At 69.1% G+C, this 13,707-nt stretch carries 9 protein-coding genes; 7 read left to right on the top strand and 2 right to left on the bottom strand.

All coding sequences use genetic code 11. The features are described from left to right. Nucleotides 1-161: 161 nt before the first annotated feature. On the top strand, nucleotides 162-1,370 hold the full coding sequence (locus RTY13_RS03375; RefSeq protein WP_312781130.1) for a family 43 glycosylhydrolase: 1,209 nt from the start codon (nucleotides 162-164) through the stop codon (nucleotides 1,368-1,370). Next, nucleotides 1,367-2,668 carry a pectate lyase gene (locus tag RTY13_RS03370; RefSeq protein WP_312781129.1) on the top strand — a complete coding sequence of 434 codons (1,302 nt, stop codon included), beginning with the start codon at nucleotides 1,367-1,369 and terminating at the stop codon, nucleotides 2,666-2,668. The genes RTY13_RS03375 and RTY13_RS03370 overlap by 4 nt, the downstream gene beginning before the upstream one ends. Nucleotides 2,669-2,717: 49 nt before the next feature. Here RTY13_RS03370 and RTY13_RS03365 read toward each other — a convergent pair whose 3' ends face one another. Together RTY13_RS03365 and RTY13_RS03360 are read right to left on the bottom strand one after the other, a co-directional pair. After that, nucleotides 2,718-4,343 (bottom strand): family 43 glycosylhydrolase, encoded by a 1,626-nt coding sequence (locus RTY13_RS03365; RefSeq protein WP_312781127.1) that lies wholly within the window; start codon nucleotides 4,341-4,343, stop codon nucleotides 2,718-2,720. Nucleotides 4,344-4,434: 91 nt separating this feature from the next. Continuing rightward, nucleotides 4,435-6,027, bottom strand: coding sequence for a pectate lyase (locus RTY13_RS03360; RefSeq protein ID WP_312781125.1), 1,593 nt, complete (start codon nucleotides 6,025-6,027; stop codon nucleotides 4,435-4,437). Nucleotides 6,028-6,150: 123 nt separating this feature from the next. On the opposite strand from RTY13_RS03360, the gene RTY13_RS03355 reads away from it, so the two are divergent. The 5 genes from RTY13_RS03355 (at nucleotide 6,151) to RTY13_RS03335 (ending at nucleotide 13,642) form a co-directional block, all read left to right on the top strand. Next, nucleotides 6,151-9,138 carry a DUF6298 domain-containing protein gene (locus tag RTY13_RS03355; protein WP_312781123.1) on the top strand — a complete coding sequence of 996 codons (2,988 nt, stop codon included), beginning with the start codon at nucleotides 6,151-6,153 and terminating at the stop codon, nucleotides 9,136-9,138. A 32-nt stretch (nucleotides 9,139-9,170) separates the two neighbouring features. Then, a complete protein-coding gene (locus RTY13_RS03350; RefSeq protein WP_312781121.1) occupies nucleotides 9,171-10,175 on the top strand; it encodes a LacI family DNA-binding transcriptional regulator in 1,005 nt (334 codons plus the stop codon). Between the two features lie 69 nt (nucleotides 10,176-10,244). Next, nucleotides 10,245-11,384 (top strand): fumarylacetoacetate hydrolase family protein, encoded by a 1,140-nt coding sequence (locus RTY13_RS03345; protein ID WP_409450273.1) that lies wholly within the window; start codon nucleotides 10,245-10,247, stop codon nucleotides 11,382-11,384. Beyond that, the gene (locus tag RTY13_RS03340; RefSeq protein ID WP_312781118.1) at nucleotides 11,381-12,139 is read left to right on the top strand and encodes an SDR family oxidoreductase; all 759 of its coding nucleotides are present in this window, start codon (nucleotides 11,381-11,383) and stop codon (nucleotides 12,137-12,139) included. The genes RTY13_RS03345 and RTY13_RS03340 overlap by 4 nt, the downstream gene beginning before the upstream one ends. A gap of 72 nt (nucleotides 12,140-12,211) precedes the next feature. Beyond that, nucleotides 12,212-13,642 (top strand): sugar porter family MFS transporter, encoded by a 1,431-nt coding sequence (locus tag RTY13_RS03335; RefSeq protein WP_312781116.1) that lies wholly within the window; start codon nucleotides 12,212-12,214, stop codon nucleotides 13,640-13,642. The last annotated feature ends 65 nt before the right edge of the window (nucleotides 13,643-13,707 follow it).

Here is a 13,707-nt window from a genome sequence, read left to right as displayed (position 1 = left end):
CGATCATCCAGCCGCCGGGCGATCACCCGGCTTCGTCAAAAAGTATTATAATATTTTTAGGCCAACAAGCGTTTTCTGATACCGGTGTCATGTCATTGATGATCATGTGTGAATCGCAAGCGCAAGGGGGAGAGGGCGTGTTTGTGAAGAATCGCAGAACAATGTTCGCGTGGATGGCGACGGCGGCGACGGCGGGGCTGATCGCGCCGCGCTCCCTTGCTCAGGCGGGGGACGATTCCGGGCAGGTGATCCCGACGCCCGCGCGCAATCCTTATCCGTATGAGGGCGTCAGCGGGCCGGGTGTGGCGGCGACCCCGGCCGAGGCGCGCGGCGGCTGGATGTCGGGCCTGGTCGGGGTGCGTTATCGCGGGGCGCGGCCGATGGCCTATCCGACCCTCCCGTGGGGCGAGGCCGCGACCGGTTCGGCGGTGGACAAGGGGCTGTTGCCGTCGATCCATCCCCTGATGGAGCTGCATCTGCGCGACACCCAGATCTGCGTCGGCGGCGACGGCGCCTACTACATGACCGGCTCGACAGGCGACAACATCTGGGCCTTCAACGACGGCATCGAGCTGTGGCGATCCACCGATCTGGTCGACTGGACCTACCTCGGTCTGGTCTGGAGCCTGGACCGCGAAGGCGGCTGGGCCAGGGACTGGCGGATGCGCCGCGGTGTGCCATTTCGCGCCATCTGGGCGCCGGAGGTCCACTATGTCGCCGGCAACTACTTCCTCTGCTTCAGCGTCAGCCGGGCGGGCTTGGGCATCCTGCGCAGCACGACGGGCAAGCCGGAGGGGCCGTATGAATACGCCTTCTCGCCCGAGGCCCATCTGCGTCGCGGCATCGACGCCACCCTGTTCCAGGACGACGACGGGGCCGTCTATCTGACCTATGGCTCGGGCGACGAGATCGTGCGGCTGAAGGACGACCTGTCCGGCTATGCCGAGGACTGGATACGCACCACCTTCGCCGACACCCAGTGCATCGTGGCGCGCGACCGCGCCCGCTGCCTGAAGGGCGAGAACACCCTGGGCTACGAGGGCGCGACCCTCTTCAAGAAGGACGGCCTCTATTATCTGGGCGCGGTCGGCAATGTGGAGGGGCGGTATTCCTTTGTCTTCGCCGTGTCCGAGAACCTGCACGGCCCCTATCGGATGAAGCACGAGGCCGCGCCCTGCGCCGGGGGCGGCAATGTCTTCAAGGACCGTGAGGGGCGCTGGTGGTCCACCTTCTTCGGCAACGACGAACAGAGCCACTTCCGCGAGAAGCCGGGTCTGATCCGTGTCGACTTCGACGGCGATGGGCGGATCGTCGTTGCTGAGGATCAGCCCTTCGCCAGACCCCTGCCGCCGCTGGAGGCCCTGTCATGATTGATCGCCGCCGACTGATGCTGACCGTCGCTGCGGTCGGGGCTCTGCCCGTACCCGCTTTTGGGAGTGCGACCGCCTTTCCCGGCGCCCTGGGCTGGGCCGCTTCGACGCCGGGCGGGCGGGGCGGACGGATCATCCGGGTCACCACCCTGGCGGGCGAGGGGGCAGGCTCGCTGCGCGCCGCGCTGGAGGCCGAGGGGCCGCGCATCGTGGTGTTCGAGGTCGGCGGGGTCATCGACCTGAAACGCCGCGATATCCGGGTGGCGAACCCCTTCCTGACCATAGCCGGTCAGACCGCCCCCGAGCCGGGGATCACCCTGATCCGGGGCGGGATCAGCCTGCGCACCCATGACGTCATCGTGCGGCACTTGCGCATTCGGCCCGGCGCGGACGGGGCGGCGGCGAAAAGCGGCTGGGAGGTGGACGGCCTGACCACCTCGGGCGCGCATGACGTGATCGTGGACCAATGCTCGCTCAGCTGGGCGACAGACGAGAACCTGTCGGCGTCCGGCCCGCGCTTCGACGGCGGGGCTGCGGCGGAACAGTGGCGAGAGCATACCTCGCGCCGCATCACCTTCAGCCGCAACATCGTGTCCGAAGGCCTGTCGAACGCCAGCCACGCCAAGGGCGAGCATTCCAAGGGCACCCTGATCCACGACAACGCCACCCAGGTGCTGATCGTCGGCAACCTGTACGCTCACGATTACGAGCGGAACCAGCTGTTCAAGGGCGGCGTCCACGCCGTCAGCGCCAACAACCTGATCTACAACCCCGGCAACCGCTGCATGCACTATGCCCTGAACGCCTCGGAGTGGGGCGCACATCCGTGGGAGGTCGGCCAGCTGTCGATCGTCGGCAACGTGACGCGCGGCGGGCCGTCGACACGCGCCGACCTACCCTTCCTGATCGTGGAGGGGCAGGGGGATCTGGACCTCTACGCCCACGATAATCCGGCCCGTCATGCTGACGGACGAGCGATGCAGGAGATCGGGATCATCTCCGACCGCGAGCCGCAGATCAGGCGGCTGGGCGCCTCGCCACACTGGCCTGCCGGGTTCCGGGCGCGGCCTTCGGATCAGGTCGAGGCCTGGGTCTTAGCCGAGGCCGGGGCGCGGCCCTGGGCGCGCGACGCCGTGGACCGGCGCATTCTGGAGGAGGTGCGGAGCGGGACCGGCCGCATCATCGACGACGAGCGCGAGGTCGGCGGCTATCCGGTCATGGTCGAGACGCGTCGCCCCTTCGTCGAGGTCGACTGGGACCTGGCGAGCCTGACCCGCAAGGACGGCGCGCCAAGCTGAAAAAGGGCGGAGCGCCTCGGCTCCGCCCCTCTTGTGGCTTACAGGCGCATCACAGGGCGCGGAACTTGAAGTTCTTGAACCGCGCCTCGCCTTCGCCGGCGGCGTAGATGCCGGGGCGCAGCATCATGAAGCCGCCGCGGACGTTCTGGTTGTAGCCGGACACCTCCATGCCGCGGTCGAAACGCTTCCAGTTCACCTCGTCGGCCGAGGTGTCGAAATAGACGTTCTGATAGGCGTTGGTCAGGCGCATGAACATGCGACGACCGTGCGGATTGGCGGGGCGTCCGCGCTCGATGCCGTACTGGTGGGTGACATAGCGCGTCGGATCGAAGCCCAGCCCGGCGTACAGGGCGCGGTCATAGAACAGGATCAGACCGGCCACCGCGCCGGGGTCGATCTCGATCTCGCACTCGATCTGATAGGCCTGTTCGCCCTGGACGAAGGTCAGCGGCGAGCAATCGACCGGCGCCTTGCCCTTGGCCTTCATGTGCAGGACGCCGTTCTCGCGGCGCAGGCGATCCTTCTCGTTCGGCTGCGGGTCGTAGAAGCTCCACTGGGTGCCGAACTTGTCGGTGGTGAAGTCGTCCGACAGGGCCATGCCGTGCGGCACGGCCTGACCGCCGCGCGGCATGGCGATAGGCTTGGACAGGTCGCCGCCCTTGGCGCGGAACCAGCCGTCGTCGGTCCACTCGATCGGGTCCAGCAGGGTCTGGCGGCCCAGGCTCCAGTAGGCGTTTTCATAGCCATGATAGACCATCCACCAGTCGCCGTCGGTGGGGCCTTCGACCAGGGTGGCGTGACCGCGCGACCACCATTTCTCGGCGCCCGAGCGAGTGCGCACGATCGGGTTGTGGGGGCATTCCTCCCACGGGCCGTGAATCGACTTGGAGCGGGCGGCGATGACCATGTGGCCGGTCGGCGGACCCGCCGTACCGCCGATGGCGGTGATCATGTAGAAGTAGTCGCCGTGCTTCAGCAGCTTGGGCCCTTCCTGGGCGTGGCCTTCCACGATCCAGTCCTCGGGATAGCGCCAGGCGTCATAGACCTGTTCCAGCGGGCCGTCGGTGGCCAGGCCGTCGTCGGTCAGCCGCACCCGGTCGCCGCCGTTCAGGAACAGGTAGCGCTTGCCGTCCTCGCCGACGATGTGGCCGGGGTCGATGTTGGCCGGGATCTTCAGATCGATCGGCTCGCTCCACGGCCCCTCGATCTTGTCCGCCCAGATGACGTAGTTGGAGCGGTAGTTGGGGAAGCGCGCCGGGATGTAGCAGTAGAAGCGACCTTCGTGCTTGATCAGTTCGGGCGCCCAGACCGAGCCGATATTGGTGGTCAGGGCCGCCGTGATCGGCCGCCAGTTCACCAGGTCGCGCGAGTGCCAGATGTGGATGCCCGGCACCGACTCGAACGACGAGAAGGTCATGTAGTAGTCGTCGCCGTCCTTGAGGATCGACGGGTCCGGGTGGTCGCCCGACATGATGGGGTTGAGGAAGGTGCCGTCGCCGAGGTCGGCCATGCGCTGGCCTTCGATCCCCTTGCGCCACTTCATCCCGGCCCATTCGCGGCCCAGGGGCGCGGCTTCTTCGTTGGTCTGGGCGAAGACGGCGCCGACCGGCAAGGCCGATGCGGCGACGCCGCCCAACAGGCCGCTCAGGGCGGCGCGGCGATTGATGGGTCTCATGGGCGTGTCCTCTTTTCTTTATGCGTGACGCGAACCGAACGGGGGTCAAGGTGCGAAGGGAAGGCGGCGAAGGTGACGAGAAGGCGCGGTTTCAAGAAGGCCTCGCACCGCGCACATGGGCGATGAGCCGGGCCATGTTGTTGATGTAGGCGCCGGTCGAAATCCCCATCGGCCCGCTGGTCTCGGTGAAGGGCGAGGTGTCCCAGGCGTCGCCGACCTGACCGCGATCGACGAAGCCGGGCGGCGCCTCGGCCGGGCCGTCGCCGCGATAGGCATGGCTGGTCGTGCGCAGTTCCACCGGCCAATACCCCTCTGCATTCAGCCCCTCGACCAGCAATGTAACCGGTGTCATTCCCGGGCGCGAGGCCGTGACATTGAGGTCGGAGCCGCCTTGCGGGCGCGTGATGACATAGTCGGGCAGCAGGCTGGGGCCGCGCCCCATCAGGGCGGAATGGCGCACGGCCTCGTCCGGCGTCAGGGCGGCGACCTGCTCGACGTGGCGGCGCAGGCGGGCCAGGTCGATATGTTTCTCGCCGCGCTGACCGGTCATGTCGTAGTCGACATAATATTCGCCGTTCTGGGCGTTGGAGCCGCGCCGATGCACGGCCATGAAGCGGTTTGTCCCAGGCTCTACAAAGCGGAAATGGTTGCGGCCCTCGTGATGGGCGGCGGCGGGGGCCTCGATCCGCGCCAGCCAGTCCAGCGCCTCGTCCAGACGGGCCAGGAAGCTGCGGTCGCCGGTCAGACGATAGAAGTCCAGCATCCGCTCGACGGCGATGGCGGTGACGTGGGGCGAGACGGCGGCGGGCTCATAGGTCCTGCCCCAGGCGGGCTTGAAGTCGGGCGTGTATTGCAGCGCCCAGCCCGGCGTCGGCGCGGGCTGCTGCAGGTCGCGGTAGCAGGCCATGGCGCGGCGGATCGGTTGCTCCACATCCGGGCGGTTCCATTGCTGCAGGATCAGCAGGAGGAAGTCGATGTTCTCGTCCATCACCTCGTCATTGAGGGTGATCAGGCCGGTGTAGTCGGGGTGGCCGTGGTTGTTGAACGCGCCCGCGCGGGGCCATCTCTGGGGCCAGCCGCCGCTCGGCAATTGGCTGTCCAGGACGAAGGCGATGGTCCGGTCCACGGCGGCGCGGAGGCGCGGCAGATCCGTGGTCAGGGCCAGCCGCAGCAGGAAGCGCCCGCACCCGACCGTCGCGTGATCATCGAAGGTGGCGTTGCCGTAGTAGTGCTGGAATTCCTCCAGCCGCCAGCCGTTCCTGCCGATGGTTTCGTACCAGCGGCGCAGCGAGGCCTCGCCGTCGAAGTCGATGACATAGTTCCAGCCGCCGCTGGGATGCTGGCCCTTGATCAGGGCGTCGCCCGCCGCGACGGCGGCGTTCAGATATTGGGCCTCGCCGGTGGCGCGCCAGGCGTCGAGAAAGATCTGGCCCATCTCCGGCGTGCCGGGCGCCTGGGTCCAGATCATGCTGGGCCAGGCCTCCATCTCGCCCCAGCGGCGCGAGAAATCGGGCAGGTAGGACCAGACATAGCCGCCGTTGGCCGCCGCCTTGTCGGTCATGAAACGGGTGGCCCGGCGCATGGCGTCCCGCGCCGCCTCGACCTCCTTCGCCGCAGCAGCAGGGGCGGCGGTCAGCAGGGGCGTCGCCGCGGCGGCGGCCAGACAGGCGCGTCGGGTCAGCATCCCTGAAAACTCTCCTTCCCCCGGTCCTGCCGCTCTGGCGTCGGCGCGGGTCGCCTGAGCGACCGCTGGACTCGTCAATCAATATAATAATACTTTTTAGATCGTGCCTAGGGGGAGGAAGACATGGTCCGGTTCTGGATCGCGGGGCTGATCGTCGCAGCATCGGTCGCTGGGGCGTCGCGCGCCCAGACGCAGCCGGACTTCGTCGCTCTGACGCCGACCATCGACTTCTCGCATGCGGGCTATCGCGGCGGGGGCGTGACCGCGCCGGTGATGTCGGCCCTGATCCGCGTCGAGCCGGGAGAGGGCGACGACACCGACCGCATCCTGGCCGCTCTTGATCGCGCGGCGCAGGCCAAGCCGGACGCCGAGGGGCGACGCGGCGCGGTGCTGCTGGCTCCGGGCGAGTATCAGGTCGAGGGCCAGATCCGGCTCGAGGTCGGCGGGGTGGTCCTGCGCGGCGCGGGCCCGCAGGCGACGACCATTGTGGCGACCGGCGTGGATCGGCGACCCCTGATCGCGGTCGGCGCGCGCGGGGCTGCGCCCGACGCTCCGGCCGGCGTCGATGTTCGGGTCATGGGCGAGGCGCCGGTCGGGGCCTTGCGCCTGACTTTGGAGGCGACCGAGGGCCTGGGCGTCGGCGACGCGGTGACCATCCGCCGTCCCAGCACCGCCGAATGGATCGCCGCCCTCGGCATGGACGCCTTCGTCGGCTGGCGCCCCGAAACCCGACTGAACTGGAAGCCAGGCTCGCGCGACGTGGTGTGGGAGCGCCGCGTCGTCGCGGTGGAGGGGCGGACGATCCTTCTGGACGCGCCTCTGACCATGGCGCTGGCGACCGGCGACGGCGCCACGGTGCGGCGCGGTCCCTCGGTGTCGCGCATCCGCGAGGTCGGGGTAGAGAACCTGACCCTCATCTCGCGTCACGACCCGGCGCGGCCCGCTGACGAGGACCACAGCTGGACCGGGATCGCCGTCGATCGGGCCGAGGACGTCTGGCTGCGGAACCTCGCCTTTGAAGGCTTCGTCGGTTCGGCCATCGATCTGGGGCCGGATGGCCGCCGGGTCACGGCGCAGGATCTGGACGCCCGCCGCCCGGTGTCCGAGATCGGCGGTCTGCGCCGCCGCACCTTCTACACGGCGGGCCAGCAGACCCTGTTCCAGCGCTGCGCCAGCAACGACGGGATCCATGATTTCTCGGTCGGCCATGCCGCCGCCGGACCCAACGTCTTCCTCGACTGCACAGCGACGGACGCGCGCGGCGACAGCGGGACGCAGGAAAGCTGGGCCACCGGCGCCCTGTTCGACGGGGTCAAGGTGCGCGGCGGCGGCCTGACCCTGACCCATCGCGGACGGGACGGGCAGGGCGTCGGCTGGTCAGCCGCCAACTCGGTTCTGTGGAACTGCGAGGCGACGGTCGTCGAGGTGCGCAATCCGCCGGGCGCCGCCAATGTCGCCGTCGGCTGTCGCGGCGAGCGTTCCGGCGACGGGGTGCTGGAAGACGCGCGCGTCATGCCCGGCCGCGACTTCCACCGCGCTCAGCCGCAGGAGCCCGCCAGCCTTTATCGGATGCAACTGGAGCGGCGACTGGGCGCGCGCGGGCTGGCGGCGCTGGACCCCGCCGCCTATCCGGTCGAGGCGAGCGCTCCGCGTTTGACCGAGGCCGAGGTCGCGGCCTGGCGAACGGCGACGGCGCGGCCCGTCGCCAGTCACCCGCTGACGGTCGCGGACGGGCGTTTCGTCATCGACGGCCAGCCCGCCTGGCGTCGCCGCATCGGCTTCGCCTTCTTCCAGGCCCAGATGATCCCGGCGCTGGCCGAGGCGTCCGGCCCCTTCATCACCCGCTTCGCGCCGGGGCTGGAGGGGCGGGGTCTGACCGATGATCTGGACGCCTTCGCCGCCGGGCTGAAGACCGGCGACGTGGTGCAGCACAACTACGGCCTCTGGTACGACCGCCGCCGCGTCGACCACGACTTCTACGGCTCGCCGGATCAGCGTGACGGCGAGGTCTGGGGACCGTTCATGGAACTGCCCTGGGCGCGCAGCGGGCAGGGGCGGGCCTGGGACGGCCTCAGCAAGTTCGACCTGGAACGCTTCAATCCCTGGTTCTTCGACCGCATCGCCCGCTTCGCCGATCTGGCCGAGCAAGAGGGCGTGGTCCTGTATCACAAGCTCTATCTGCAGCACTGGCTGCTGGAGAGCCGGTCCCACTACGTCGACTTCCCCTGGCGGCCGGTCAACGCCCTGCAGGCGACGGGGATGCCCAACGAGGTCCCGGCGGCCGAGATCTTCTGGGACGTGTCCGACCCGGTGCGGCGCGACCTGCATCGCCGCTATATCCGCCATACGCTGGAGACGCTGAAGGGGCGGCCCAATGTCGTGGTCGGGCTGGATCCCGAATACACCGGCCCTCTGTCCTTCGTGCGGTTCTGGCTGGACGAGATCGCCGCCTGGGAGGCCGAGAGCGGCGCCGATGTGCGCGTGGCGCTGGAGGTCCCCAAGGACCAGATGGACGCCATTCTGGATGATCCGGCACGGTCGCGGCTCGTGGATGCGGTGGGCTTCCACCACTGGGTCTATCGCCCCGACGGCTCGCTGTTCGCGGTGCGCGGCGGGCTGGACAAGGCCTCCAGAGAACAGGTGGACGCTATCGCCCGGCCGCAGGATCTGGCCGACGGATCGGACGCGGGCGAGGTGCGGCGGGCCCTGTGGCGCTCGACCCCGGCCATGCGCTACCGGGCCTATCGTGAATACCGTGATCGTCGCGCCGATCTGGTGGTGCTCAATGAAGACGATGTCTTCCCCGGGTTGAGCCGCGCCGTCGAGGCGGCTGTCGGGGCCGAGGCGCGAGGCTCGCTGCGACCTGACGCGAGCCTGATGACGCCGACGGGCGCAGCCTGGGCGTCGTCGGCACCGGACGGAACCGTTCTGATCTACAGCCTCGACGGGGCGGCCGTGGCGCTGAACCGCCCTGTGGCCGGACGGGCGGTGAGGTGGATCGCCGAAGGGATGGTGGTCGAGGCTGTCGCGCAGGTGGAGGAAGCTCAACTGGCGCCGCCGCCGGCTCTGGCGGGACGACCGCTGGCCCTGTGGATCGCGCCGCTGCCTTGACGGCGGCCACGCTTGCCGCGACCAGTGGCGTCATGGCCGCAGAAGACCGCAATCCCACCATCGACGACATCGCCCGCCGCGCGGGGGTGTCGGCCATGACGGTGTCGCGCGTCATCAACGGCGGGGCGCGGGTCAGCGCGGCGACGCGCGAGCGGGTCCAGGCGGTGATCGACGCGGCGGGCTATGTGCCCGATCCTGCGGCGCGGATTCTGGCGCGGGCCGGAGCGGGGCGCATCGGCCTGCTCTACGCCAACCCCAGCAACGCCTATCTGGCCGAGGTCCTATCCGGGGCCTTGGCCGGGGCGCGGGCGGCGGGCCTGTTGCTGATGATCGAGCCGTCGCAGGCAGGCGATCCGGCGCAGGAGGCCGAGGCGGTGCGACGACTGGCGGCGGGCGGGGCCCAGGGCCTGATCGTGCCGCCGCCGCTAGGCGAATCCGCCGCGACGCTGGACGCCGTGCGGGCGGCGGGCCTCAAGGCGGTGTTGCTGGCCGCGCCGCCTGCCGAGGGCATGTCGGGCACCCTGCGGGTGGACGACGTCAGCGCCGCCGCCGAGATGACGCGAAGGCTGATCGACCTCGGCCATCGCCGCATCGGTCTGATCGAGGGCCGCGCCGATCAGAGCGCCAGCGCCGACCGGCGCCGGGGCGCGCAGGCCGCGGTCGACGCCGCGCGGGGAACCGAACTGCTGATCGAGGTCGGCGATTTCACCTACCGCTCGGGCTTTGAGGCAGGGCGGCGGCTGCTGGCGGCGCATCCGCGCCCGACCGCCCTGTTCGCCGGCAACGACGACATGGCCGCCGGCGCCCTTGCGGCTGTCCATGCGGCGGGGCTGCAGACGCCCGGAGACGTTTCGGTGGCCGGCTTTGACGACACCTATCTGGCCGCCAGCGTGTGGCCCGCCCTGACCACCATCCGCCAGCCGGTCGCCGAGATGGCCCGCCGCGCGGCCCTGCGTCTGGCGGGCAAGGAGGATCTCGATACGGAATTCGTCGAACATCGACTGATTGAAAGGGAAAGCACCGCGCCACCCCGTTGACACCGATTTCCAAGTAGAGAATGTTAGCGCTAACGCGACGGCAGATCGTGTGGGAGACGCGCCTTGGATATGACCGACATTCTGCCGCGCGACTGGCGCGCGGCTGTCCTGCTGGGCCGGATCGAGACCGCCGACGGGCCGACGCCCGTGCTGCTGCGGGACGGTCGGCTGATCGACATTTCCGCCTTCGCGCCTACCACGGCGATGGCTCTGGCGCGGCCCGATCTGGCCGCTGCCGAGGGGCGTGATCTGGGCGCGGTCGAGGATATGAAAATTGCGACGGCCTGGGGCGACGAGGGCCTGGCCCTGCTGTCGCCGCTGGACCTGCAATGCATCAAGGCCTCGGGCGTGACCTTCGCCGTCTCGGCGCTGGAGCGGGTGATCGAGGAGCGGGCGCGCGGCGACGCCGCCGCCGCCAACGCCATCCGGCAGGGCCTGCTGGACCGCATCGGCGGCGAGCTGAAGGACCTGAAGCCGGGCTCGGTTCAGGCTGAGGCGGTCAAGGCGCAACTGATCGCCGACGGCCTGTGGTCGCAGTATCTGGAGGTCGCCATCGGTCCCTATGCCGAGATCTTCACCAAGGCGCCGGTCCTGGCCTCGGTCGGCGCGGGCGCGTCGGTCGGGGTGCGGGCCGATTCCGACTGGAACAACCCCGAACCCGAGGTGGTGATCGTTTGCGATCCGGCGGGGCGCCCGGTCGGCGCGAGCCTGGGCAACGACGTCAACCTGCGCGACATCGAGGGCCGTTCGGCGCTTCTGTTGGGCAAGGCCAAGGACAACAACGCCTCGGCGGCGGTCGGCCCCTTCATTCGCCTGTTCGACGCGGGCTTCAGCATGGACGACGTGCGCGCCGCCACGGTGCGGCTGGAGGTCGAGGGGGCGGACGGCTTCGTCATGACGGGCGAAAGCTCGATGCGCCTGATCAGCCGCGATCCCGAGGACCTGGCGGCCCAGACCCTGAGCGCCCACCAATACCCGGACGGCTTCGCCCTCTATCTCGGCACCATGTTCGCCCCGGTCGAGGATCGCGGTGCGGCGGGCAAGGGCTTTACGCACAAGATCGGCGATCGGGTGCGGGTCTCGTCCGAGCGGCTCGGGGTGCTGGAGAACATCGTCGCGACCTGCGATCAAGCGCCGCCCTGGAGCCTGGGCGTCGGCGGCCTGATGCGCAATCTGGCCGGGCGCGGCCTGCTGGGCGGCGCGGCGTGAGCGGCGCCGTCTATCCTTCGCTGAAGGGCCGTCTGGTCGTCGTCACTGGCGGCGGCTCGGGCATAGGCGCGGGCCTGGTCGAGGCCTTCGCCCTTCAGGGCGCGCGGGTGGTCTTCTTCGACATCGCCGAGGCGGACTCCAGGGCGCTGGAGGCGTCGCTGGCCGATTTGAACCCCGCGCCGGTATTTGAAGTCTGCGACCTGACCCGGATCGAGGCCCTGCAGGCGGCCCTGGCCGGGATCATCGCCCGGCACGGCCCCATCGACGTCCTGATCAACAACGCCGCCAGCGACGACCGCCACGCCCTGGCCGAGGTCACGCCCGCCTATTGGGACGAGCGGATCGCGGTGAACCTGCGCCATCTCTATTTCGCGGCCCAGTCGGCAGCGCCGGCCATGCGCGCGCAGGGGCGGGGGGTGATCCTGAACCTGGGGTCGATCAGCTGGCATCTGGGCCTGCCCGACCTGTCGATCTACGAAACCGCCAAGGCGGGCATCGAGGGCATGACGCGGGCGCTGGCGCGTGAACTGGGCGCGGACGGAGTACGGGTGGCCTGCATCGTTCCGGGCAATGTCAAAACCCCGCGTCAGATGAAATGGTACACACCCGAAGGCGAGGCCGAGATCGTCGCCGCCCAGTGCCTGAAGGGCCGTATCGAGCCGCGCGACGTGGCGGCCCTGGCTCTGTTCCTGGCCTCTGACGACGCCCGCTACATCACCGGGCATGAGTATTTCGTGGACGCGGGCTGGCGCTGACGCAAATCTGATTCATCACCGCCCGCGATCAATGACGGGCGGTCAACAACACGGACCTGGGGAGGGACGAGAATGGCGGGACCGACGGGGGCTTCTGGCCCGGATATCGCGGGGAATGACCGGGTCAACATGGCCTTCATCGCCCTGATCGTGGCGGTGGCCACCATCGGCGGCTTCATGTTCGGCTATGATTCCGGGGTCATCAACGGCACCCAGGACGGGCTGGAGGCGGCCTTCAATCTGTCGGCCCTGGGCACCGGCTTCAACGTCGGCGCCATCCTGCTGGGCTGCGCCTTCGGCGCCTTCGCCGCGGGGCGGCTGGCGGACGCCATAGGCCGTCGCACAGTCATGCAGATCGCCGCCGTCATGTTCATCATCTCGGCGGTCTGGGCTGGGGCGGCGGACAGCTCGGCCCATTTCATCATCGCCCGCTTCATCGGCGGGCTGGGCGTCGGCGCGGCCTCGGTCCTGTCGCCGGCCTATATTTCAGAGGTCACCCCGGCCTCGATCCGGGGGCGGCTGTCGTCGGTGCAGCAGATCATGATCATCACCGGTCTGACCGGGGCCTTCGTCGCCAACTACGCCCTGGCCAAGACGGCGGGCGGATCGACGGCCGACTTCTGGCTGGGCTATCCGGCCTGGCGCTGGATGTTCTGGTTGCAGGTCGTCCCGGCCGCCATCTATTTCCTGGCCCTGCTGGCCATTCCCGAAAGCCCGCGCTTCCTGGTGGTCAAGAAGAAGGATGGTCAGGCTGAAGCCGTGCTGTCCAAGCTGTTCGGCCACGGCGCCGGCGCCCGCAAGGTGCAGGAAATCCGCGCCTCGCTGGCGGCGGACCACAAGCCGCGTTTCGCCGACCTGCTGGACCCGGCCACGCGCAAGGTGCGCCCCATCGTCTGGGCCGGCCTGATCCTGGCCGTCTTCCAGCAACTGGTCGGCATCAATATCGTTTTCTATTACGGCGCGGTGCTGTGGCAGTCGGTCGGTTTCTCCGAGAACGACGCCCTGCAGATCAACATCCTGTCCGGCGTCCTGTCGATCGCGGCCTGTCTCGGCGCGGTGGCGGTGATCGACAAGATCGGCCGCAAGCCTCTGCTGCTGATCGGTTCGGTCGGCATGTTCGTGACCCTGGGCGTGCTGGCCTGGTGCTTCTCCAAGGCGGCCATGGTCGACGGGGCGCTGCATCTTGATGATCAGACCGGCCTGACCGCCCTGATCTCGGCCAACGCCTATGTGGTCTTCTTCAATCTCAGCTGGGGCCCTGTCATGTGGGTCATGCTGGGCGAGATGTTCCCCAACCAGATGCGCGGGTCGGCTCTGGCTGTCGCCGGTTTCGCCCAGTGGATCGCCAACTTCGCCATCGCGGTCAGCTTCCCCTGGATGGCGGCGACCCTGGGGCTGGTCGTGACCTACGGCTTCTACTCGGTCAGCGCCCTGATCTCCTTCTTCCTGGTGCAGGCCTGGGTGAAGGAGACGCGCGGTCGCGAACTGGAAGACATGGGCTGAGGCCCGCAAGCTCTGCTACTTGATCTCCCCGAAGGCGGGGCGACGCTCCCCCGTCGCCCCGCAGC

Source organism: Brevundimonas sp. (assembly GCF_032055285.1).
Classification (GTDB): Bacteria; Pseudomonadota; Alphaproteobacteria; order Caulobacterales; family Caulobacteraceae; genus Brevundimonas.
The sequence above is the reverse complement of the archived record's forward strand: the minus strand, read 5'-3'. Positions and strand labels throughout refer to the sequence as shown.